At 71.2% G+C, this 20816-nt stretch carries 19 protein-coding genes, 1 tRNA gene and 1 pseudogene; 12 read left to right on the plus strand and 9 right to left on the minus strand.

The window, feature by feature from the left end; translation table 11 throughout:
• Nucleotides 1-155: 155 nt before the first annotated feature.
• The 5 genes from ispD to J8G10_RS14265 all read left to right on the plus strand — a co-directional run bounded on the left by ispD (nt 156) and on the right by J8G10_RS14265 (nt 5798).
• Complete coding sequence (gene ispD, locus J8G10_RS14245) at nt 156-1349, plus strand: 2-C-methyl-D-erythritol 4-phosphate cytidylyltransferase (RefSeq protein WP_251446183.1); 1194 nt, start codon at nt 156-158, stop codon at nt 1347-1349.
• Between the two features lie 113 nt (nt 1350-1462).
• Nucleotides 1463-2440, plus strand: coding sequence for a zinc-binding dehydrogenase (locus J8G10_RS14250; RefSeq protein ID WP_251446186.1), 978 nt, complete (start codon nt 1463-1465; stop codon nt 2438-2440).
• Nucleotides 2441-2540: 100 nt separating this feature from the next.
• Nucleotides 2541-3953 (plus strand): cysteine--tRNA ligase, encoded by a 1413-nt coding sequence (gene cysS / locus J8G10_RS14255; RefSeq protein WP_251446189.1) that lies wholly within the window; start codon nt 2541-2543, stop codon nt 3951-3953.
• Nucleotides 3946-4965, plus strand: coding sequence for a 23S rRNA (guanosine(2251)-2'-O)-methyltransferase RlmB (gene rlmB / locus J8G10_RS14260; RefSeq protein WP_251446192.1), 1020 nt, complete (start codon nt 3946-3948; stop codon nt 4963-4965). Before cysS ends, rlmB begins: the two co-directional genes overlap by 8 nt.
• Before the next feature lie 191 nt (nt 4966-5156).
• Nucleotides 5157-5798, plus strand: a complete 642-nt coding sequence (locus tag J8G10_RS14265; RefSeq protein WP_251446195.1) for an NAD(P)-dependent oxidoreductase — start codon at nt 5157-5159, stop codon at nt 5796-5798.
• 93 nt (nt 5799-5891) lie between these two features.
• Here J8G10_RS14265 and J8G10_RS14270 read toward each other — a convergent pair whose 3' ends face one another.
• The gene (locus tag J8G10_RS14270; RefSeq protein WP_251446198.1) at nt 5892-7196 is read right to left on the minus strand and encodes a DUF4032 domain-containing protein; all 1305 of its coding nucleotides are present in this window, start codon (nt 7194-7196) and stop codon (nt 5892-5894) included.
• Between the two features lie 104 nt (nt 7197-7300).
• The gene (locus tag J8G10_RS14275; RefSeq protein ID WP_251446201.1) at nt 7301-8404 is read right to left on the minus strand and encodes an ABC transporter ATP-binding protein; all 1104 of its coding nucleotides are present in this window, start codon (nt 8402-8404) and stop codon (nt 7301-7303) included.
• A gap of 282 nt (nt 8405-8686) precedes the next feature.
• Here J8G10_RS14275 and J8G10_RS14280 point away from each other — a divergent pair, with 282 nt between their 5' ends.
• Complete coding sequence (locus J8G10_RS14280; RefSeq protein ID WP_251446204.1) at nt 8687-9649, plus strand: thioredoxin domain-containing protein; 963 nt, start codon at nt 8687-8689, stop codon at nt 9647-9649.
• 69 nt (nt 9650-9718) lie between these two features.
• Nucleotides 9719-9791: transfer RNA gene (locus J8G10_RS14285), tRNA-Thr, on the plus strand.
• A 21-nt stretch (nt 9792-9812) separates the two neighbouring features.
• Here J8G10_RS14285 and J8G10_RS14290 read toward each other — a convergent pair.
• The gene (locus J8G10_RS14290; protein WP_251446207.1) at nt 9813-10445 is read right to left on the minus strand and encodes an SOS response-associated peptidase family protein; all 633 of its coding nucleotides are present in this window, start codon (nt 10443-10445) and stop codon (nt 9813-9815) included.
• Nucleotides 10446-10559: 114 nt separating this feature from the next.
• Here J8G10_RS14290 and J8G10_RS14295 point away from each other — a divergent pair, with 114 nt between their 5' ends.
• Complete coding sequence (locus J8G10_RS14295) at nt 10560-11507, plus strand: DMT family transporter (RefSeq protein ID WP_251446584.1); 948 nt, start codon at nt 10560-10562, stop codon at nt 11505-11507.
• 154 nt (nt 11508-11661) lie between these two features.
• Here J8G10_RS14295 and J8G10_RS14300 read toward each other — a convergent pair.
• Both J8G10_RS14300 and msrB read right to left on the minus strand, forming a co-directional pair.
• Nucleotides 11662-12189: pseudogene (locus tag J8G10_RS14300) on the minus strand (nitroreductase family protein); the annotation flags it as partial.
• Nucleotides 12186-12602 (minus strand): peptide-methionine (R)-S-oxide reductase MsrB, encoded by a 417-nt coding sequence (gene msrB / locus J8G10_RS14305; protein WP_251446210.1) that lies wholly within the window; start codon nt 12600-12602, stop codon nt 12186-12188. The pseudogene J8G10_RS14300 and the gene msrB, both read right to left, overlap by 4 nt.
• 106 nt (nt 12603-12708) lie before the next feature.
• Between msrB and J8G10_RS14310 the strand changes: the two genes are divergently transcribed.
• From J8G10_RS14310 to groL, 3 genes are all read left to right on the plus strand, one after another.
• Nucleotides 12709-12966, plus strand: a complete 258-nt coding sequence (locus tag J8G10_RS14310; RefSeq protein WP_251446213.1) for a DUF3263 domain-containing protein — start codon at nt 12709-12711, stop codon at nt 12964-12966.
• A 67-nt stretch (nt 12967-13033) separates the two neighbouring features.
• On the plus strand, nt 13034-13639 hold the full coding sequence (locus tag J8G10_RS14315) for a LytR C-terminal domain-containing protein (protein ID WP_251446217.1): 606 nt from the start codon (nt 13034-13036) through the stop codon (nt 13637-13639).
• 118 nt (nt 13640-13757) lie between these two features.
• Nucleotides 13758-15377, plus strand: a complete 1620-nt coding sequence (gene groL, locus J8G10_RS14320) for a chaperonin GroEL (protein ID WP_251446220.1) — start codon at nt 13758-13760, stop codon at nt 15375-15377.
• Nucleotides 15378-15442: 65 nt separating this feature from the next.
• Here the strand turns inward: groL and J8G10_RS14325 are convergent, their stop codons facing one another.
• The 3 genes from J8G10_RS14325 to J8G10_RS14335 form a co-directional block, all read right to left on the minus strand.
• Nucleotides 15443-15730 carry a WXG100 family type VII secretion target gene (locus J8G10_RS14325; RefSeq protein ID WP_251446223.1) on the minus strand — a complete coding sequence of 96 codons (288 nt, stop codon included), beginning with the start codon at nt 15728-15730 and terminating at the stop codon, nt 15443-15445.
• A gap of 135 nt (nt 15731-15865) precedes the next feature.
• Nucleotides 15866-17566, minus strand: coding sequence for a cell wall metabolism sensor histidine kinase WalK (locus tag J8G10_RS14330; RefSeq protein ID WP_251446226.1), 1701 nt, complete (start codon nt 17564-17566; stop codon nt 15866-15868).
• A gap of 3 nt (nt 17567-17569) precedes the next feature.
• Nucleotides 17570-18262, minus strand: a complete 693-nt coding sequence (locus J8G10_RS14335; protein ID WP_251446229.1) for a response regulator transcription factor — start codon at nt 18260-18262, stop codon at nt 17570-17572.
• Nucleotides 18263-18349: 87 nt separating this feature from the next.
• On the opposite strand from J8G10_RS14335, the gene J8G10_RS14340 reads away from it, so the two are divergent.
• Complete coding sequence (locus J8G10_RS14340; RefSeq protein WP_251446232.1) at nt 18350-18943, plus strand: NADPH-dependent FMN reductase; 594 nt, start codon at nt 18350-18352, stop codon at nt 18941-18943.
• A gap of 196 nt (nt 18944-19139) precedes the next feature.
• On the opposite strand, the gene J8G10_RS14345 is transcribed toward J8G10_RS14340, so the two are convergent.
• Nucleotides 19140-20783: a DNA repair helicase XPB gene (locus J8G10_RS14345; protein ID WP_251446235.1), complete on the minus strand. Its 1644-nt coding sequence runs from the start codon at nt 20781-20783 to the stop codon at nt 19140-19142.
• Between the last annotated feature and the right edge of the window lie 33 nt (nt 20784-20816).

Raw genomic sequence — 20816 nt, forward strand, 5'->3', positions numbered from 1 at the left:
GGAGGCTCGGCCGTTGTGCAGGGCGAAGAGGGTCGGCGCGCGGTGCGTCCGGCACCGTTCCGCGATGTGATGCGCCCGGCGAGGAGGGTGGATCCTGCAGAATGGCGGCGGCTCCCTGCAGAACGTCGCGAGTCGGCGCGCGCTAACGTGAGAGCGTGACCGACCTCCCCGCGCCGCTCGTGCGCACCGCCGTCATCGTCGTGGCCGCCGGCTCCGGCACCCGGCTCGCCGCGGGGGCGCCCAAGGCGTTCGTGCCGCTCGACGGCCGCACGATCCTGGAGCACGCGCTCGACGGCGTCTTCGCGGCCACGCCGGCCCAGGTGATCCTCGTCGTCCCCGCCGGGCTCGAGGCCGAGGCGACGGACCTGGCGGCGGATCGTCCCGTCCGGGTCGTCGCCGGCGGCGACACCCGGCAGCGCTCCGTGGCGGCCGGACTCGCGGCGCTCGCCGAGGGCGTCGACACGGTGCTCGTGCACGACGCGGCGCGGGCGCTGACCCCGCCGGCGCAGTTCGCGGCGGTGGCCACCGCCGTCGGCCCCGGGGTCGGTGTCATCCCGGCGCTGCCCGTCGTCGACACGCTCAAGCGCGTGAACGGCGAGGACGTCATCGCTCCGGTCGACCGCGCCGAGCTCGCCGCCGCGCAGACCCCGCAGGGCTTCCCGCGCGCCGAGCTCCTCGCCGCCTACGCGCAGGCCGCGGAGCAGGGCGTGGAGTACACCGACGACGCGGCGCTCTTCGCCGCGGCCGGGGGAGCGGTGCGTCACGTCCTCGGATCCGAGGAGGCCTTCAAGATCACCATCCCGCACGACCTGGAGCGCGCCCGCATGATCCTCTCGTCCTCGTCCCAGCACGCGGCCGAGGGGCCGGTCGTCCCTCGCGTCGGCATCGGCACGGACGTGCACGCCTTCGCCGCGGGCGGCACGCTGCGTCTGGGCGGCCTGGACTGGCCGGGAGAGCCCGCCCTCGAGGGCCACTCGGACGGCGACGCCGTCGCGCACGCGATCGTGGACGCGCTGCTGGGCGCCGCGGGGCTCGGCGACATCGGGCTGCACTTCGGCACCGCGCACCCCGAGTACGCGGGCGCGCACGGGGAGGTCTTCCTCGCCCGCACCGCCGAGATCCTCGCGGAGGCCGGATTCGCGATCGGCAACGTCTCCGTGCAGTTCCAGGGCAATCGCCCCCGGTTCAGCGCCCGTCGCACCGAGGCCGAGCGGAGCCTGTCGGCGGCGCTCGGCGGAGCACCCGTCGCCGTCTCCGCGACGACGACCGACGGGCTCGGCTTCCCCGGACGCGGCGAGGGCATCGCGGTCACGGCTGTGGCTCTCGTGCATCCGATCGCCCTGAGCTGAATCCCTAACCGTAGGGATCCTCCGGATTCGGATCCGACACCGGGCGCGCGTGCTTACGCTGGGGGGCGCGGCCACCTGCCGCGTTCAGCAGACGTCGTAGAGAGGTCATCGTCATGCGCGCACTCGTCCACTCCTCCTTCGGGGATCCCGCCGAAGTCCTGACCGTCCAGGATGTGCCGACGCCCGAGCCCGGACCGGGGCAGGTGCGGCTGCGCGTGCTGCTGGCCACCGTGCACAACCACGACCTGCTGACCGTGCGCGGCCTCTACGGATACAAGCCCGAGCTGCCGGCGCGCTCCGGCACCGAGGCCGTCGGCGTCGTCGACGCGGTCGGAGAGGGCGTCGACGCGGGTCTCGTCGGGCGCCGGTTCACCGTCGGCGGTGCGTTCGGGGCCTGGGCCGAGTTCGTGCTCGCCCCCGCGGCGGGGCTCATCCCCGTGCCCGACGACATCCCGGACGAGCAGGCCGCGCAGCTCGGATCCATGCCGTTCAGCGCGATCAGCGTGCTGGACTCGCTGGGGCTCGCGGCCGGAGACTGGATGATCCAGAACGCCGCGAACGGCGCCGTCGGGCGCATGGTCGCCCAGCTCGGCGCCGCGCGCGGTGTGCACGTGGTCAGTCTCGTCCGGCGTGCCGAGGGGATCGCCGAGCTCGAGGCGCAGGGCGTGCGCAACGTGGTCGCGACGGATGCCGAGGACTGGCAGGATCAGGTGCGCGCTCTCACCGGGGGATCCCCGATCCGTGCCGGCATCGACTCGGTCGGCGGCGACGCCAGCGGCCAGGTCGCGGCGATGCTCGGTGAGGGCGGGCTGCTGGTCGTCTTCGGCGCGATGGCCTCTCCGACCATGCGGATCTCCTCGGGCGATGTGATCTTCAAGCAGCTGACCGTGCGCGGATTCTGGGGCTCCAAGGTCGCCGCGGCCATGCCCGCCGAGCAGCGCGGAGCCCTGTTCGGCGAGCTGCTGCAGCGGATCCGCGAGGGCGTGCTCACGCTGCCCGTCTCCGCGGTCCTGCCGTTCGAGGGGATCGCGGAGGCGTCCGAGGGCAACCTCCGCGCCGGACGCGAGGGCAAGATCCTGCTGCAGCCCTGACCGCACCCGTTCCGGGGAGCGATGTCGGCGCATTCCGACCCGGAATCGCGGCGCGCACCGCTCCCCGGAACTGTCAGGGGCGCCCCGGTAGGCTTGAGCGGTGACGATCCGCCTCCATGACACGCGCGCGCAGGAACTGCGCGACTTCGTTCCGCTCGATTCCTCGAACGTGACGATGTACGTGTGCGGACCCACCGTGCAGTCCGGCCCGCACATCGGGCACGTGCGCGCGGCACTGAGCTTCGACCTGCTGCGGCGCTGGCTGCAGCGGCGCTACGGACGCGTCACGTTCGTCCGCAACGTCACGGACATCGACGACAAGGTGCTCGCGAACGCGACGGATGCCGAGTCGTGGTGGGGCCTGGCCTACCGGATGGAGCAGGAGTTCTCGGCCGCCTACGCCGCGGTCGGGATCCAGCCGCCCACCTACGAGCCCCGGGCGACGGCGTCGATCCCGCAGATGCAGGAGCTCATCGCGCGCCTCATCGAACGCGGTCATGCGTACCCCGCGGCCGACGGCTCGGGCGACGTGTACTTCGATGTGCGCAGCTGGGCCGGCTACGGCGAGCTCACACGTCAGTCCGTCGACGCGATGGAGGCCGCAGAGGACGCGGATCCCCGCGGCAAGCGCGCCCCGCAGGACTTCGCGCTGTGGAAGGGGGCGAAGCCGGGGGAGCCGGCCGACGCGACCTGGGCGTCTCCGTGGGGCGCCGGGCGTCCGGGCTGGCACATCGAGTGCTCGGCCATGGCGCGGCGCTACCTCGGCGCCGAGTTCGACATCCACGGCGGCGGTCTCGACCTGCGCTTCCCGCACCACGAGAACGAGCTGGCGCAGTCCACCGCGGCCGGCGACGCGTTCGCCCGCTACTGGGTGCACAACGGCCTCGTGACGGTCGACGGGCAGAAGATGTCGAAGTCGCTCGGCAACTTCACCCTCGCCGCCGACGTGCTCGCGCAGCACGACCCGCTCGTCGTCCGTTACGCGCTCGCCGCGGCGCACTACCGCTCGAGCCTCGACCTGTCCGATTCGTCCTGGACCGAGGCCGAGGCGGCGCTGGGCCGGATCCGCACCTTCCTGGAGCGCGCGCAGCGCACGGCCGGTGGGGACGAAGGGCCGGCAGCGGAGTCCCTCCCCGCCGCGTTCGCCTCTGCGATGGACGACGACCTCGGCGTGCCGCAGGCCCTCGCGGTCGTGCACGAGACCGTGCGCGCGGGCAACGCCGCCCTGGACCGCGGCGACGTCGACGAGGTCCGCATCGCGCTGGGCGCGGTGCGGGCGATGACCGGCGTGCTCGGGATCGACCCGTTCTCGCCGGAGTGGCGCGGGACCGGATCCGACACGAAGACCACCACGGCGCTGGATGCGCTCGTGCAGGCGATGATCGCCCAGCGCGCGCAGGCCCGCGCCGACAAGGACTGGCCCGCCGCCGACCGCATCCGCGATGCGATCGGTGCGGCGGGCATCACCCTGGAGGACACTCCAGACGGAACTCATTGGAGCATCGATGGCTAAGCCGAGCCGCCCCGGAGCGGGCAACAGCAAGAAGAAGGGCGCCACCAAGGGCACCGGCGGCAACGGTCGCAAGGCGCTCGAGGGCCGCGGCAACACCCCGAAGGCCGAGGACCGCGCCTGGCACGTCGCGGGCAAGCGCAAGGCGGCGCAGGAGCGCTACGCCGCGGCCGGGGGCAAGGGCCGTCCCGGATCGCGGGCGGGACAGAAGCCGCAGTCGGGATCCAACCCGAACCGCCGCGTGTCGTCGTCGGCGGCCTCGAACGACACCGAGACCGTCACCGGGCGCAACTCGGTGCTCGAGGCTCTGCGCACCAAGATCCCCGCGACCACGATGTACATCGCGCAGCGCGTGGAGATGGACGACCGCGTCAAGGAGATGCTCGCCATCGCCCGGCACCGCGAGATCCCCGTGCTCGAGGTCACCCGTCAGGAGCTGGACCGCATGGCCGGCTTCGACGGCGTCCACCAGGGCGTCGCGCTCAAGGTGCCGCCCTACGAGTACGCGCACCCGCAGGACCTCCTCGAAGAGGTCATCGACCGCGGCCAGACCCCGCTGTTCGTGGCGCTGGACGGGATCACCGACCCGCGCAACCTCGGCGCGATCATCCGCTCGACGGCCGCGTTCGGCGGCCACGGCGTGATCCTGCCGCAGCGCCGCTCGGCGAGCGTGAACTCGGCGGCCTGGAAGACCAGCGCGGGAGCGGCGGCCCGCATCCCCGTCGCGCTCGCGGCGAACCTCACCAGCATGCTCAAGGAGTTCAAGAAGCAGGGCGTGTTCGTGCTCGGCCTGGACGGCGGCGGCGACGTCTCGCTGCCCGCGATCGAGCTCGCGGACCGTCCGGTCGTGATCGTGGTCGGCTCGGAGGGCAAGGGGCTGTCGCGCCTGGTCACCGAGACCTGCGATCAGATCGTCTCGATCCCGATCTCCGCGGCGACCGAGTCGCTCAACGCGGGCATCGCGGCCTCAGTCGCGCTGTACCAGGTCTCGACCGTCCGGGGCGCGAAGGGCTGACCGCGGGGCCCGAGGCGCGATGCCGCCGGAGCCGGTGCGCCGTCCCGGCGTACCGCGCCCGGGCATGACCGCCCGCGCACGGCGTTGATCCGGAGTGCACATCCGTGCAGGGATCGCGCCGGCGCGGAATAGCGGGCGGGCGCGGATCCTTCCACTCTCCGTACCCAGTGCAGCAACGGAAGGAAACGCGCATGGCCCGCATCATCGTCATCGGAGGCACCGGCTTCGCCGGACGTCACATCGTCCAGGAGGCCGCGGCTCGCGGGCATGAGGTCGTCTCGATCTCGCGCTCTGTGCCGTCCGCCCCGGTCGCGGGCGTGACGGACGTGCAGGGCAACGTGCGCGACCTCGCCTCGCTCGGCGACGTCTTCGACGGCGTCGACGCGGTCGTCTCGGCCCTGAGCCCGCGCGGCGACATGGAGGACGCGGTCCTCGGCGTGCTGGCCGAGCTCGTCGCGAAGCTCAGCGGCACGGACACGCGCCTGGGCGTCGTGGGCGGCGCCGGCGGCAGCCTCACCGCGCCCGGCGGCCCGCGCCTGATCGACGTCGACTTCCCCGAGGAGTACAAGCACGAGGCCCAGGTCGGGGTAGACTCGCTCGCCCTGCTCGAGGCCACGGACGGATCCCTGGACTGGTTCCTCGTCCACCCCGCCGAGGTCTTCGGCCCCTGGGCCGAGGGCGAGCGCACCGGCGTCTACCGCGACGGCGGGGACGTCGTGGTGCGCGATGCCGACGGCAACTCGACGATCTCCGGTGCCGACTTCGCGCTCGCCGTCGTCGACGAGATCGAGCAGGGCAACCACCACCGGGAGCGCTTCACCGTCGGCTACTGATGGATCCCGCTCCGGGTCGTCGAGCGAGAGCGTCCTTGGCGTCCTCGCTCGACGACCCGGAAACCGCCGCCCGGTCTCCGGCAGTGCCGCGGGCTAGACCAGATCCCGCCAGTCGACGTCCGGATCCTCGTCGTCCAGAGGCACGGATCCGGTGATCACCGGCAGGGACATGGTCTCGGTGGGCGGGCCCATGATGGTGGCCTCGTCGCGGCGATGCCGCAGCACGTCGTTGATGTACGAGGTGAGCACCTCCGCGAGCGGCACTGAGCGGCCCTCGCGCTGCGACATGTACCAGCGGTGCTCCAGCACCTGGTGGAAGACCTCGGCGGGCTCGAGCTTGGCGCGCAGGTCGTACGGGATCGCGCGCACCACGGGCTCGAACACCCGGGTGAGCCACTCGTGCGCGTACATCTCCTCGTCGGCCCACTGCTTGGTCGAGCGGGCGCGGAACTCGTCCAGGTCGTTCAGCAGCCGCCGTGCCTGGTTCTCCTCGACATCGAGGCCGGTGAGGCGGATGAGCCGGCGCTGATGATGCCCGGCGTCGACGACCTTGGGTTCGATCTCCACGCGCGTGCCGTCGGAGGTGGTCTGGATCGACATCTCGCCGATGTCGAAACCGAGCGCGTTCAGCCGCTCCACCCGCTCCGTGATCCGCCACGCCTCGCCCGCCGCGAACGACTCGTGCGCCGTGAGCGCGGCCCACAACGACCGGTAGGACGAAACGATCCCATCGGCGATGGCGACCGCGTCCACGCCGCGCTCCAGGCGTCCTCCGGCGGCGAGGTCGAGGATCTCCCCGGCGATGTTGGTGCGAGCGAGGTCCAGATCATAGGCGCGCTGGCCGTCGGTGAGGCCCTCCTCGTGCAGTTCGCCGGTCTCGGCGTCGACGAGGTAGGCGGCGAACGCCCCGGCATCCCGGCGGAACAGGGCGTTCGACAGCGACACGTCGCCCCAGTAGAAGCCCACGTTGTGCAGGCGCACCAGCAGCAGCGCGAGGGCGTCCACGAGGCGGGTCGCGGTGTCGGGTCGCAGCACGCGCGTGAACAGTGCGCGGTACGGCATGGAGAACCGCAGGTGCGAGGTGACCAGCACGGCGGGCAGGGGAGCGCCCTTGGCGTCGGTGCGGCCGGCGATCACGGCGACGCGCGACACGCACGGCACGTCGAGACGGGCGAGGTTGCCGAGCATCTCGTACTCGCGCCGGGCCATCTCCTCGGTCGTCTCCTTCACGGCGACGACGGATCCGGAGAGATCGGCGAAGCGCACGAGGTGACGAGACAGCCCCTTCGGCAGGGACACGATCACCTCGGAGGGCCATTTCGCCAGCGGCAGGGACCAGGGCAGCGACAGCAGCCCGGGATCCACGGCGCTCGCGGTGATGCTCAGTGCATCCTTCATGTCTGCTCCTCGGCCCTCGTGGTCCCGGGCTCGGCGTGGACGGGCCCGGGAACGACGACGCGGCGCGGGGGAGGACCCCCGCGCCGCGTCGCGCGATCAGTGGATCAGGAAGCCGCGATCGGCTTCTTGTTGAGGCGCTCGCCCGACTCGAGGTCGAACGCGTGCACGTGACCCGGGTTCGCCGCCAGGGTGACGGTCTCGCCCGCGTTCGGGTGGTTGCGGCCGTCGACGCGCGCGACCAGGTCGGTGCGCTTGCCGTTGATCTCGGTGTGACCGTAGAGGTAGCCGTCGGCGCCGAGCTCCTCGACGAGGTCGACCGTGACCGAGAGGCCCTTGCCGTCGGCGGGGCCCACGGTGATGTCCTCGGGGCGCACGCCGACCGTGATCTGGGAGCCGCTCGTGCCGGCGACGGTCTCGCGCTCGAGCGGGACGACCTCGGTGCCGAACTGCACGCCGCCGTCAGCGAGGTCGGCGCTGAACAGGTTCATCGCGGGCGAGCCGATGAAGCCGGCCACGAAGACGTTCTGCGGGTTCTCGTACAGGTCGCGCGGCGAGCCGACCTGCTGCAGCAGGCCGTCCTTCAGCACGGCGATGCGGTCGCCCATGGTGAGCGCCTCGGTCTGGTCGTGGGTGACGTAGACGGTCGTGACGCCGAGACGGCGCTGCAGCGACGCGATCTGGGTGCGGGTCTGCACGCGCAGCTTGGCGTCGAGGTTCGACAGCGGCTCGTCCATGAGGAACACCTGGGGCTGGCGGACGATCGCGCGGCCCATCGCGACGCGCTGACGCTGACCACCGGAGAGCGCCTTCGGCTTGCGGGTCAGGTACTGCTCGAGGTCGAGGAGCTTGGCGGCCTCGAGGACGCGCTGCGCACGCTCCTCCTTGCCGACGCCGGCGATCTTGAGCGCGAAGCCCATGTTCTCGGCGACCGTCATGTGCGGGTACAGCGCGTAGTTCTGGAAGACCATCGCGATGTCGCGGTCCTTCGGCGGGACGTCGGTCACGTCGCGGTCGCCGATGAGGATGCGGCCCGCGTTGACCTCTTCGAGGCCGGCGAGCATGCGCAGGGAGGTGGACTTTCCGCAGCCGGAGGGGCCGACCAGAACCAGGAACTCGCCGTCGGCGATGTCGATGTTCAGCTTGTCGACCGCGGGGCGGGTGCCTCCGGGGTAGAGCCGGGTGGCCTCGTCGAAGGTCACAGTTGCCATTGTCTTCTCCTTCACCGGCAGGTACGTGCCGGACGATCCGTAGTGAAAAAGCGACGAGGGTGAACCCGCCGTGGCCCGCCATCGGGCCGGGTTCAGTATGACACGAGAGCTTCGGCACGGTCCAGTGCTGCTGAAGCGCTTTCCGGCGGGACCTCGCAGGGATCGGCCAGTGCTCGTCTGGGCATTTCTCAGCCTGCCTGGCTAGCATCGAACCCGTGCCGCGCCGCGCCCGTTGGCGGCCGGACATCGGGATGGCCCATCCCCAACGAACCAAGAGGAACGATGTCGAGCGACGAAACGCCGAACGTCCCCACGCCTTCGCACTCGCGTGCGGCCGTGCGGGAGAAGGCCCAGCAGGTGAACGCCCAGCAGTCCCGCGCCCGGATCATGCGACGCGTGATCCTCGGGCTCGTCGCCGTCGTGATCGTCGGCGCCGCCGGCGGTGCCGTGGCCTGGGCGGTGGGATCGGCCGTGTCGAAGCCCTCGCTCAGCCCGTCGAACCTGAAGGACGACGGCGTCCTCGTGACGAAGGGCGACCTCGCGGCCGCGCGCGCCGCGTCCGCCCCCACCCCGACGCCGACCGTCGCGGGTTCGGCCGACCCGTCCGCCTCGTCGACGCCGACCCCCGACCCGACCTCCTCCTCCGGCCCGGTCGACATCCACGTGTACGTGGACTACCTCTCCCCGGGCGCCGGCGACTTCGAGCGCGCCAACGCCAAGCAGCTCGCCACCTGGGTCGACCAGGACGCGGCGACCGTGACCTACCACCCGGTCGCGCTGCTCACCGCCAACTCGAACGGCACCAAGTACTCGCTGCGCGCCGCGTCGGCGGCGGCCTGCGTCGCGGCGCGGCAGCCCGACGTGTTCTACGCCTTCAACCACGCGCTGCTCATCGACCAGCCCAAGCAGGACACGGACGGCAAGAGCGACAAGGACCTGATCCAGCTCGCGGTCGACAGCGGCGTCAAGGACACCTCGGGCATGCAGGGCTGCATCGAGGACAGCACCTACGACTCCTGGGTGAAGGATGTCACGCAGCGTGCCGTCGACGGCCCGCTGCCCGGCTCGAAGAAGGCCGCCCTGACCGGCGCGCCGACGATCGTCGTGAACGGCCAGGTCTACGCCGGCTCGCTCACCGACGCCGCCGAGTTCAGCCAGTTCGTGCTCTCCGTGGCGAGCGACTCGTACTACGGGACGCCCGGGCCCACCGTCACGCCGACGCCGAGCCCGACCGCGACGCCCTGACGCCACCGGGGCCGGCCGCGGAGCTTGCTACGCTGTGGAGCGGTCGCGCCGCACGGCGACGACCGTGACGCCTCCTTAGCTCATCTGGTAGAGCAGCGGCCTTGTAAACCGCAGGTGGCCGGTTCGAGTCCGGCAGGAGGCTCCGATCCTCAGGACGGTGCGCTCAGGGCGCCGTCGTCATCGTCGCGGACTGCACCCACCGGGTCGCATCGGCGGACGCGAGCAGTGCGTCGTCCATGAGGGCGCGGGTGGGCTCGCCCTCCAGCCAGTCGTCCGCGAAGGCGGCGGGGATCAGCACCGGCATCCGATCGTGGATCCCGGCCAGCCGATCGGGTGCGGGCTGCATCACGATCGAGTAGCAGGTGAACCAGGATCCGTCCTCGGTACGACCCCGCTGGGTGACCGCGGCCATGCCGAACAGGGCGCCGTCCAAGCCGAACTCGTGCCAGGTCTTCGACGGCTTCTGCATCTCGAACCACCGGGTCGCGGGAACGATCGCGCGGCCGCGCAGACCGCCGGGGCGCTCCTGCAGACGCTCGGAGCGGGTGTTGATCGACGGGAACCGCGACGGCTTGCCGTCGATCAGGAATCCCCACCACGCCTCCTCGAGCGCTGCTCCGGATGCGGCCGGTACGAGGATCGGATTGAGGTTGCGCAGCAGTCGCCCGGTCGGACGGACCGCTTCGTCGGCATTGCGCCGCGCCCAGGCGCGGATGCCCTCCATGAGTTCCTCATCGGCCTCCTCGATCAGCTGCTGATCGCTGAAGCGGGGATCCAGACCGTAGCTCGCGCACATGTCTGGAGCGTAGCGCGGGGCACCGACAAGGGCCGGTCCTGGGCGGATCCGGCCGCGGGTAGGCTCGGAACGGTGACCGCTCCTCCGCCGCTCCCGACTCGCGGTCGCACCGCCCTGGCGCTCGGCGGCGCGGTCGCGATCGGCGCGATGACCGCGATCCAGGCACGGGTTAACGGCCAGCTCGGGGTGCGGCTCGACAACGGCATCCTCGCGGGCTGGGTCTCGTTCGCCGTCGGCCTGGTGCTGCTGAGCGTCCCCGTGCTGCTCAGCCGGGCGGGGCGTGCGGCGCTCGCCCGGGTCTGGCGCGGAGTGCGCACCGGGCACGTGCCGTGGTGGATGCTGCTCGGCGGCGCCTGCGGTGCGCTGACGGTCTCGACCCAGGGGCTCGTCGCGGGGATCCTCGGCGTCGCACTGTTCACGGTGGGCGTGGTGGCCGGTCAGGCCCTGCACGGCCTGCTGCTCGACCGGGTCGGATTCGGGCCGGCGGGTGTGGTCGCGATCACCCCGGGACGCCTGATCGGAGGGCTGTTCGCCCTCGTCGCCGTCGGGTTCTCCCTCGGCGGGGACGTGCTCTCTCGTGCGCCGCTGTGGATGCTGGTGCTGCCCTTCCTCACCGGCGCGGGCATCGCCTTCCAGTCCGCGGTGAACGGGCGGCTGGGGCAGCGGATCGCCTCCCCGCTCGGCGCCACCTACATCAGCTTCCTCGGCGGCGTGCTCGTGCTCTCCGTCTCCGTCGGCGTGAGCCTGCTCGTCACCGGCGCGCCCGAGCCGCTGCCCGCGGCGTTCCCGGGCGACCTGTGGCTGTATCTGGGCGGGCTGCTCGGCGCCGCCTACATCCTGCTCGGGGTCGTCATCGTGGCGCGCACCGGCGTGCTCCTGATGGGCCTCGGAGCCGTGCTCGGACAGCTCGTGGTCTCGGTGCTGATCGATGCGATCTGGCCGCCCGCCGCGGGGCCGGCGCTGTGGCAGATCGTCGCCATGGTGCTCGCCGCAGGGCTCTCGGTGCTGATCGCGCTGCCGTGGCGGCGCCGCCCGGTCAGCTCCGCTTCGCGGCCTTCCTGAGCCGTCGTTCGGCCTTCTTCGCCTTCTTGGCGGCCTTCTGCGCCTTCTCGGCCGCTTTCTTCCGCTTCTTCCCAGCGTTCTTCTTCGGCTTCGTGCCGTGGGGATCGACCCTGCCGGGATCCGGCGAGGCGTCGTCCGCGTCCGTGCGCTCGGCGGGCATGCGGGAGAGCAGGGACTCGGCGTCGACGGGCTTGCGCCGGCCGGGCTCCTTGCCGGGCTTCCCGCCGACGTACAGCCATCCGAGCAGTTCCTCCTCCGGACCGAGTCCGTGCGCGCGTGCCACGGCGGCGCTGCGGGTGTATCCGCCGGTGCGCCAGATGACGCCCCAGCCCGCCTCGTCGAGCAGCAGGCTGAGCACATGCGCGACGCCGGAGGCGACGGCCTCCTGCTCCCAGCGGGGCACCTTGTGGCTGCCGCGGTAGCTCGCGACGACGGCGATGAGCAGCGATGCGCGCAGCGGCTTGGACGACGGGGACGAGTCGCCCTCGGCCTCGGCGATCGCGGCCGCCAGCCGGTCCCGGTCCCGGCCGCGCAGCTCGATCAGGCGCCAGGGGCGCAGCGAGGAGTGGTCGGCGACGCGCCCGGCGGCGGCGACGAGCGGGAGCAGCTGCTCACGGGTCGGCGCCTCGGGCGTCACCTTCGACCACGACTGCCTGCGGGTGACGGCTTCGAGTGCGCTCATGCGTCCGCGGCGCCCTCGTCCGGCTGGAAGGACAGCGCGATCGAGTTCATGCAGTAGCGGTCGCCGGTGGGGGTGCCGAAGCCGTCCGGGAAGACATGGCCCAGGTGCGAACCGCAGGCGGCGCAGCGCACCTCCGTGCGGACCATCCCGAGGCTGCTGTCCTCGATGAGCTCGACGGCCTCCGGGCGCACCGACTCGTAGAAGCTCGGCCAGCCGCAGCCGGAGTCGAACTTGGTGCCGCTGCGGAACAGCTCCGCGCCGCAGGCGCCGCAGGTGTAGAGGCCGGCGCGCTGCTCGTCGAGCAGCTCACCCGTCCACGGGCGCTCCGTCGCCGCCTCGCGCAGCACGGCGTACTGCTGCGGTGCGAGCTCGGCGCGCCATTCGGCGTCGGTCTTGGTCACGCGGTGCGACATGGATCCTCCCGGGGTCGGATCCATTCTCCCGCTTTCTCGGGCGTCGAGGGGCGCAGACCGGGGCGCGCCTCCCGGTGCCAGGAGGGTGCGGACGTAGCCTGAGGGGGTGACCGAGCTGCTCAGCGACCGCGAGCGCGCGATCCTCGAGTTCGAGGCGCGCCGCCCCGGGCACTCCAGCGCGAAGGAGGAGGCGATCCGCGGCGAGCTGGAGCTGGCCCCGGCGCGCTACTACCAGCTCCTGGACCGCGTGATCGATTCGGAGCAGGCCCTCGTCGCCGACCCGATGCTCGTTCGCCGGCTGCGCCGGATCCGCGACGACGCCGCGGCGCGCCGGGCCGACCGCACCGCCCTGTCCGCGGGCTGACGGCGCGCCGGGCGGATCCGCCTGTCGTTCATGGAATCCACCGGAACGGGCCGGATAACATCGGGGAATGCCTGAATCCGCCCGCGACCGATTCGACGAGATCCCGCACGCGCAGGGCCGCGTCGGCGCCCATCGCGCCGAGAACCCCGGGATGCGCGGCTGGTTCGTGCTGCTGTGGGCGGCCGTCGCCACGGTCGTGCTCATCGCCGTGGGCATCTTCGCCGCGATGCTGGCCATGGGCAAGATCAGCTTCGACCAGGGCACGCCGATGCCCAGCGTGTCGCGGACGGCGACCGCGAGCGCCCCGCCGCTCGACAAGACCTACGCGGTGTTCGTCCTCAACGCGACCGGCGCGAACGGCCTGGCCGCGGCCACGCGCGACACGATCGTGAACGCGGGCTTCGCCGCGGATGCCGTGGTCGCAGGGGATGCCGACTCGCAGGACTTCCCGACCTCCACCGTCTACTACAAGACGGCCGCGGACGAGAACGCCGCACGGGCGCTCGCCGACCTCGTCGGGGCGAAGGAGATCGCGCAGAGCGACCGCTACGGCGACGATGTGGTGCCCGGCCAGAAGCAGCTGACCGTCGTGCTCGGGATGGACCTCGCGAAGAACGCGCCGACCACCGAGCCGACGCCCGCCGACACCTCGGGCGACGGCTCCGCGGGCTGAACGCCGCCGCGTGCGCCGCGGCTTGCACTCTCAGGGGGCGAGTGCCAGACTGGGTTTAGCACTCTACTGATCTGAGTGCTAAACCCAATGTCTACGTCCAGGAGGGACGACAGAACTCATGGCAAAGATCATCGCTTTCGATGAGGAGGCCCGTCGCGGCCTCGAGCGCGGCCTGAACATCCTGGCCGACGCGGTCAAGGTGACCCTCGGCCCGCGTGGCCGCAACGTCGTGCTCGAGAAGAAGTGGGGCGCCCCCACCATCACGAACGACGGCGTGTCCATCGCCAAGGAGATCGAGCTCGACGACCCGTACGAGAAGATCGGCGCGGAGCTCGTCAAGGAGGTCGCGAAGAAGACCGACGACGTCGCCGGAGACGGCACCACGACCGCCACCGTGCTCGCCCAGGCGCTCGTCCGCGAGGGCCTGCGCAACGTGGCCGCCGGAGCCGACCCGATCAGCCTGAAGAAGGGCATCGAGAAGGCCGTCGCCGCCATCACCGCCGAGCTGCTCGCCTCCGCCAAGGAGATCGAGTCCAAGGAGGAGATCGCCGCCACCGCGTCGATCTCGGCCGCTGACCCGGAGATCGGCGAGCTCATCGCCGAGGCCATCGACAAGGTTGGCAAGGAGGGCGTGGTCACCGTCGAGGAGTCCCAGACCTTCGGCACCGAGCTCGAGCTCACCGAGGGCATGCGCTTCGACAAGGGCTACCTGAACCCGTACTTCGTCACGGACCCGGAGCGCCAGGAGGCCGTCTTCGAGGACCCGTACATCCTCATCGCGAACCAGAAGATCTCGAACATCAAGGACCTTCTCCCCGTCGTCGACAAGGTGATCCAGGACGGCAAGGAGCTCGTCATCATCGCCGAGGACGTCGAGGGCGAGGCTCTCGCGACGCTCGTGCTGAACAAGCTCAAGGGCATCTTCAAGTCCGTGGCCGTCAAGGCCCCGGGCTTCGGCGACCGCCGCAAGGCGCAGCTGCAGGACATCGCGATCCTCACCGGCGGCACCGTGATCACCGAAGAGGTGGGTCTCAAGCTCGAGAACACCACGCTCGCCGAGCTCGGCCGTGCGCGCAAGGTCATCGTCACCAAGGACGAGACCACCATCGTCGAGGGTGCGGGCGAGCAGTCCCAGATCGAGGGTCGCGTCACGCAGATCCGTCGCGAGATCGAGAACACCGACAGCGACTACGACCGCGAGAAGCTGCAGGAGCGCCTCGCCAAGCTCGCCGGCGGCGTGGCCGTCATCAAGGCGGGCGCGGCCACCGAGGTCGAGCTCAAGGAGCGCAAGCACCGCATCGAGGACGCCGTGCGCAACGCGAAGGCGGCTGTCGAGGAGGGCATCGTCCCCGGCGGCGGCGTCGCGCTCATCCAGTCCGGCAACAAGGCGCTCGACGCGCTGGCGCTGCAGGGCGACGAGGCGACCGGCGCGAACATCGTGCGCGTCGCGATCGAGGCCCCGCTGAAGCAGATCGCGCTCAACGCCGGTCTGGAGCCGGGCGTCGTGGCGCACAAGGTCTCCGAGCTCCCCGCCGGTCAGGGCCTGAACGCGGCCTCGGGCGAGTACGTGGACATGTTCTCCGCGGGCATCATCGACCCGGCCAAGGTCACCCGCTCGGCGCTGCAGAACGCCGCGTCGATCGCCGGCCTGTTCCTCACCACCGAGGCGGTCGTGGCCGACAAGCCGGAGAAGGCGTCGGCTCTGCCGGCCGACCCGTCCGGCGGCATGGACTTCTGAGTCCAGACCTCCATCCAGAAGGCTCCCGGGATTCATCCCGGGGGCCTTCTGCGTCCACGGACGGCTCAGCGGAAGAGGGCCATGGAGTCGGTCTCGGCCTGGGCGTAGAACTGCGCCGCAGAGCCGAGCGCCTGCCCGATCGCCGCGAGCGCCTGCTCCACGTGCGCCTGGGCGCCGCGCCACTGCTCGGCCGCGTCCTGGCAGGCGACCGAGGCCGCGCCGGTCCACGAGGACTGCAGCTGCGTGAGCTGCGCCATCATGGCCGCGGCGTCGCTCTGCAGCCGTTCGGCGGTGGCGCTCACCGAGAGCCTCGTGGTGGCGACGGCGTCGGTGTCGACGGTGAAGACGGACATGGGAACCCTTTCGTCGGGGGCATCGGATGCCTCCGACGCTAGGCATCCGCGTGGGCGCCGGGAGCGGGGCTCCCGGAACCGGTGGGGAGCCCGGGACCCGGGCCGGCTGTGCGGACCGGTCGGGTCCGCATCCGATCAGTGCGACAGGTCGAGCGGCTCGATGGGCTGAGTGTCCTGCAGCAGATGCTCGGGGGTCGCGCGCGACGGCGCGAGCGGCAGCGAGACCGTGAACGTCGCGCCTCCGCCCTCGGTCTCCGTGACCTGCACCGAGCCGTTCAGGGCGCGCACGATCGAGGCCACGATGGCGAGCCCGAGCCCGGCTCCGCCGGTGTCGCGCGTGCGGGACGAGTCGGCCCGCCAGAACCGCTGGAAGATCTGGTCCCGGATCTGCTCCGGTACGCCCTCGCCGTGGTCGACGATCGAGAACCAGCCCACGCCGCGACGACGGTCCGCCCCGACCACGACCTCGATCGGGGAGTCGCCGGGGGAGAAGCGGCGGGCATTGCCCAGCAGGTTGGCGATCACCTGGCGCACCTTGTTCTCCTCGCCGAGCACGATCGGCGGAGTGGAGACGGGCGCGACGATCGCCTCGGAGAAGTCGATCTCCGGCACCGTGCCGCCCTCGCGCGGTCGGCGGCGCAGGATGGCGGGGATGCGGCCGCGGGTGCTCACGGTGCGCGTCGGGGGAGCGGGGCGGGTGATCGCGGTGGCCGACGGCTCCGGTTCCGGCTTCTCCGCGGTCATGTCCACCACGGTCACGGTGCGGTCGGGCGCCGCCGCCCGCAGGTCGAGGGCGGCGTCCTGCGCGAGCGGGCGCAGATCGAGCGGCTCGATCGTGAGCTCCCGCTGCTCGTCCAGACGCGCGAGGGCGAGCAGATCCTCGACGAGCACGCCCATCCGCAGCGCCTCCTTCTCGATCCGGTCCATCGCCCGCGCGGTGTCCTCGTCGCCCTTGATCGCCCCCATCCGGTACAGCTCCGCATAGCCCCGCACGCTGACCAGCGGGGTGCGCAGCTCATGGCTGGCATCGCCGACGAAGCGGCGCATCTGCTGCACGGAGCGGTCCCGCTGCGCGATCGACGCGTCCAGGCGGTCGAGCATCGTGTTGATGGCGCCGTTGAGACGGCCGACCTCCGTGGTCGGCTCGAGGTCGGTGAGGCGCTGGCTGAAGTCACCGGCGGCGATCGCCATCGCCGTGGACTCGACGCGACCGAGCCGGCGGAAGGTCAGCGTGACCAGGCCGCGCGTGGCGAGGGCGGCGATGATGATCGTGACCAGCGCGACCGTCGTGAACACCCCAAAGAACGTCGCGATGATGCGATCGGGCTCGTCCAGCGACAGCGCGACGACCTGGATGAAGGTGATGTTGGAGGTGGGATCCTCGCGCACGGCGACCGCGGCGCGGAACTCGGATCCGTCTGTGCCGCGCAGCACGATCGGGTCGGTGCGGCCGGCGTCGAGCGTGGCCTGGGCGAGCGTGTAGGTCGGGGGGAACTCGGGCTTCGAGGCCTTCGGCGCCCCGCCGCCGGAGAACACGAGGGCGCCCTGGGCGTCGTAGACGGCCACGAAGTACTCGGACAGTCCGAGGCGTTCGTCCTTCAGTGCGGCGCTGAAGCCCGTGCCGTCCGTGCTCGGCGTGATCGTCGCCAGGTCGCTCGTCACGAGCGCGGGGAGCTGGGATTCGACGTTGTCGATGAGGAGGTTGCGCAGGATCGGCATGGTCCCGATCCCGGTCACCACCAGCCCGAGGGCGAGCACGCCGACGGTGACGCCGGTCACCTTCGCGCGAAGGCTGATCCGGCGCCACCATCGCGTGATCGCGTCGGTCTCGCCCATCCGCTACGCGGTCTTCCCCACCTTGAGCATGTAGCCGAACCCGCGCTTGGTCTGGATCACGGGCTCTTCGGTGTGCGGGTCGATCTTGCGGCGCAGGTAGGAGATGTAGCTCTCCACGATGCCCGCGTCGCCGTTGAAGTCGTACTCCCAGACGTGGTCGAGGATCTGCGCTTTCGACAACACGCGGTTGGGGTTGAGCATGAGGTAGCGCAGCAGCTTGAACTCCGTCGGGCTGAGCTCGATCGGGCTGGATCCGACGAACACGTCGTGCGTGTCCTGGTCCATCGACAGCTCGCCGGCGCGGATGATCGACTCCTCGTCGGCCTGCATGGTGCGGCGGAGGATCGCCTGTGCGCGGGCGACGATCTCGTCGAGGGCGAAGGGCTTGGTGACGTAGTCGTCGCCGCCCGCGTTGAGTCCCTCGATCTTGTCCTCGGTGTCGTCCTTCGCCGTGAGGAAGAGGATCGGCGCCGTGAAGCCGGCGCCGCGCAGGCGCTTGGTCACGCTGAACCCGTTCATGTCGGGCAGCATCACGTCGAGGATGATGAGGTCTGGCTCCTCCTCGAGCACGGCCGAGATGGTGGCCGCGCCGTTGGCCACCGTCTTCACCGAGAAACCGGCGAAGCTCAGGCCCGTGGAGAGGACATCGCGGATGTTGGGTTCGTCGTCGACGACCAGGATGCGCGCTTCAGTCATGCCCCCATTATGGTGACCGGATCCGTGTTCGCGCTGATTGCGACCTTTTCCCTGGCGAAGCACCGGCTCCGGGTGCAGAGTGAAGCCATGAAGATCGACATCATCGAGCACGAGGGCCCCTACCGGGTGGGCGTCATCGTCGGCAGCCTCTCCAAGGAGTCCATCAACCGCCGTCTCGCGCACGCGCTGACCCTTCTCGCGCCCGAGGGATTCGAGTTCTTCGACATCTCCTATGCCGACCTTCCGTTGTACAACCGCGACTTCGACGTCGACTATCCGCAGGTCGCACTCGACTTCAAGGCCCAGGTCGCGAGCGCGGATGCGCTGCTGTTCGTCACGCCCGAGTACAACCGGTCGCTGCCCGGACCGCTGAAGAACGCGATCGACTGGGGCAGCCGGCCCTGGGGGCAGAACGTGTGGGCGCACAAGCCGACGGGCGTCGTCGGCGCCTCGATGGGGGCGATCGGCACCGCGGTGGGGCAGCAGTCGCTGCGCGGAACCCTGGGCTTCCTCAACGCCCGTCAGATGACCGCACCCGAGGCCTACATCCACTACTCGCCCGGCCTCATCGACGACGACGGACGGGTCACGACGCCGGGGACCGCGGAGTTCCTGCGTCAGTTCATGACGGCGTTCGCCGAGTTCACGGCGCGGGTGCTGACGGTCATCCCGCAGACCTGAGCGTCGGTCTCGCGGTCATCGCGACGGAGCATCCGGATATGACTGACGATGAGCGGGGAGGCGAAGCCGCCTGCTGGCTCTCCCGGGTGTGCCCGGAATGCGGGGCGCTGATCGACGACCTCTCCGCGCCGTGCTGGCGGTGCGGCCTGAGACCGGGGGAGGAGCCCCGCGACTGAGGCCGCACGTCGCCTCGGGGTCAGGCGGCCTCGAGCTCGTGCGCGTCCATGATCGTGTAGCTGTAGCCCTGCTCGGCGAGGAAGCGCTGGCGGTTCTGCGCGTAGTCCTGGTCGACCGTGTCGCGGGCGATGAGCGTGTAGAAGCTCGCCGTGTGGCCGGACTGCTTCGGGCGCAGCAGGCGCCCGAGCCGCTGCGCCTCCTCCTGCCGGGAGCCGAAGGATCCGGACACCTGGATCGCGACCGACGCCTCGGGCAGGTCGATCGAGAAGTTCGCGACCTTCGACACCACGAGCAGTTCGATCTCGCCCTCGCGGAACTGACGGTACAGCTGCTCGCGCTCGTCGACCGGCGTCGCCCCCGTGATCGACGGGGCGTTCAGCGCCTCGGACAGCTCCTCGAGCTGATCGAGGTACTGCCCGATCACGAGGATGCGCTCGCCGGGGTGCTTCGCGATGAGCTCCCGCACGGCGGTGATCTTCGCGGGCGCCGAGGCGGCGAGGCGGTAGCGCTCGTCGTCGGTCGCGGCGGCGTACTCGAGCCGGTCGTCCGGCGGCAGGTCGACCCGCACCTCGTAGCAGGCGGCGGGGGAGATGAAGCCCTGTGCCTCGATCTGCTTCCACGGCGCGTCGAAGCGCTTGGGACCGATGAGGCTGAACACGTCGCCCTCGCGGCCGTCCTCGCGCACGAGCGTGGCGGTCAGGCCGATCCGGCGGCGCGCCTGGAGGTCGGCGGTCAGCTTGAACACGGGGGCGGGCAGCAGGTGCACCTCGTCGTAGACCACGAGGCCCCAGTCCATCTCGTCCAGCAGCGACAGGTGCGCGTACTGGCCCTTCCGCTTCGCGGTGAGGATCTGGTAGGTCGCGATCGTGACGGGCTTGACCTCCTTCACCTGCCCCGAGTACTCGCCGATCTCCTCGGGGGTGAGGCTGGTGCGCTTGATGAGCTCGTCGCGCCACTGCCGCGCGGAGACGGCGTTCGTGACGAGGATCAGCGTGGTCGTCTTGGTCGCGGCCATCGCGCCGGCGCCGACGATCGTCTTGCCGGCGCCGCAGGGGAGAACGACGACGCCGGATCCGTCCTTCGCGAACGCGTCGACGGCGTCCTGCTGGTACGGACGCATCGTCCAGCCGTCCTCGGCCAGGGTGATCTCGTGCGGCGTTCCCGGCGTGTAGCCGGCGAGGTCTTCGGCGGGCCAGCCGATCTTCAGCAGCTCCTGCTTGATCTGCCCGCGCGCCCACGCGTCCACGACGTAGGTGTCGGCCGAGGGATGGCCGATGAGCAGCGGCTGGATCCGCTTGTTCCCGGCGACCTGGGTGAGCACCGCCGGATCCGTGGAGCGGAGGATCAGCACGCCCTCGTCGTCGCGCTCGATGACGAGACGGCCGTAGCGGTTCACGGTCTCGCGGATGTCGACCGACACCGACGGCGGCACCGGGAACCGGGACCAGCGGTCGAGGGTGTCCAGCATGTCGTCGGCGGTGTGGCCGGCCGCACGGGCGTTCCACAGGCCCAGCCGGGTGATCCGGTAGGTGTGGATGTGCTCGGGCGCGCGCTCCAGCTCGGCGAAGATCGCGAGCTCATGGCGGGCGCTCTCGGCGTCGGCGTGCGCGACTTCGAGCAGCACGGTGCGGTCGCTCTGGACGATCAGCGGGCCATCAGACATAGCGGCCCAGTCTACCGGTCCGGGGAGCCATCG

The organism is Microbacterium sp. USTB-Y (genome assembly GCF_023703415.1).
GTDB lineage: Bacteria > Actinomycetota > Actinomycetes > Actinomycetales > Microbacteriaceae > Microbacterium.

What these genes read in the sequence shown, in the direction of transcription:
- J8G10_RS14340 (WP_251446232.1), top strand. Translation starts at nt 18,350, where the DNA reads ATGAAGATCGACATCATCGAGCACGAGGGCCCCTACCGGGTGGGCGTC.
- msrB (WP_251446210.1), bottom strand. Translation starts at nt 12,602, where the DNA reads ATGTCGCACCGCGTGACCAAGACCGACGCCGAATGGCGCGCCGAGCTC.
- J8G10_RS14335 (WP_251446229.1), bottom strand. Translation starts at nt 18,262, where the DNA reads ATGACTGAAGCGCGCATCCTGGTCGTCGACGACGAACCCAACATCCGC.
- J8G10_RS14290 (WP_251446207.1), bottom strand. Translation starts at nt 10,445, where the DNA reads ATGTGCGCGAGCTACGGTCTGGATCCCCGCTTCAGCGATCAGCAGCTG.
- J8G10_RS14250 (WP_251446186.1), top strand. Translation starts at nt 1,463, where the DNA reads ATGCGCGCACTCGTCCACTCCTCCTTCGGGGATCCCGCCGAAGTCCTG.
- J8G10_RS14330 (WP_251446226.1), bottom strand. Translation starts at nt 17,566, where the DNA reads ATGGGCGAGACCGACGCGATCACGCGATGGTGGCGCCGGATCAGCCTT.
- J8G10_RS14315 (WP_251446217.1), top strand. Translation starts at nt 13,034, where the DNA reads ATGCCTGAATCCGCCCGCGACCGATTCGACGAGATCCCGCACGCGCAG.
- J8G10_RS14265 (WP_251446195.1), top strand. Translation starts at nt 5,157, where the DNA reads ATGGCCCGCATCATCGTCATCGGAGGCACCGGCTTCGCCGGACGTCAC.
- J8G10_RS14270 (WP_251446198.1), bottom strand. Translation starts at nt 7,196, where the DNA reads ATGAAGGATGCACTGAGCATCACCGCGAGCGCCGTGGATCCCGGGCTG.
- rlmB (WP_251446192.1), top strand. Translation starts at nt 3,946, where the DNA reads ATGGCTAAGCCGAGCCGCCCCGGAGCGGGCAACAGCAAGAAGAAGGGC.
- J8G10_RS14275 (WP_251446201.1), bottom strand. Translation starts at nt 8,404, where the DNA reads ATGGCAACTGTGACCTTCGACGAGGCCACCCGGCTCTACCCCGGAGGC.
- groL (WP_251446220.1), top strand. Translation starts at nt 13,758, where the DNA reads ATGGCAAAGATCATCGCTTTCGATGAGGAGGCCCGTCGCGGCCTCGAG.
- J8G10_RS14280 (WP_251446204.1), top strand. Translation starts at nt 8,687, where the DNA reads ATGTCGAGCGACGAAACGCCGAACGTCCCCACGCCTTCGCACTCGCGT.
- J8G10_RS14325 (WP_251446223.1), bottom strand. Translation starts at nt 15,730, where the DNA reads ATGTCCGTCTTCACCGTCGACACCGACGCCGTCGCCACCACGAGGCTC.
- J8G10_RS14345 (WP_251446235.1), bottom strand. Translation starts at nt 20,783, where the DNA reads ATGTCTGATGGCCCGCTGATCGTCCAGAGCGACCGCACCGTGCTGCTC.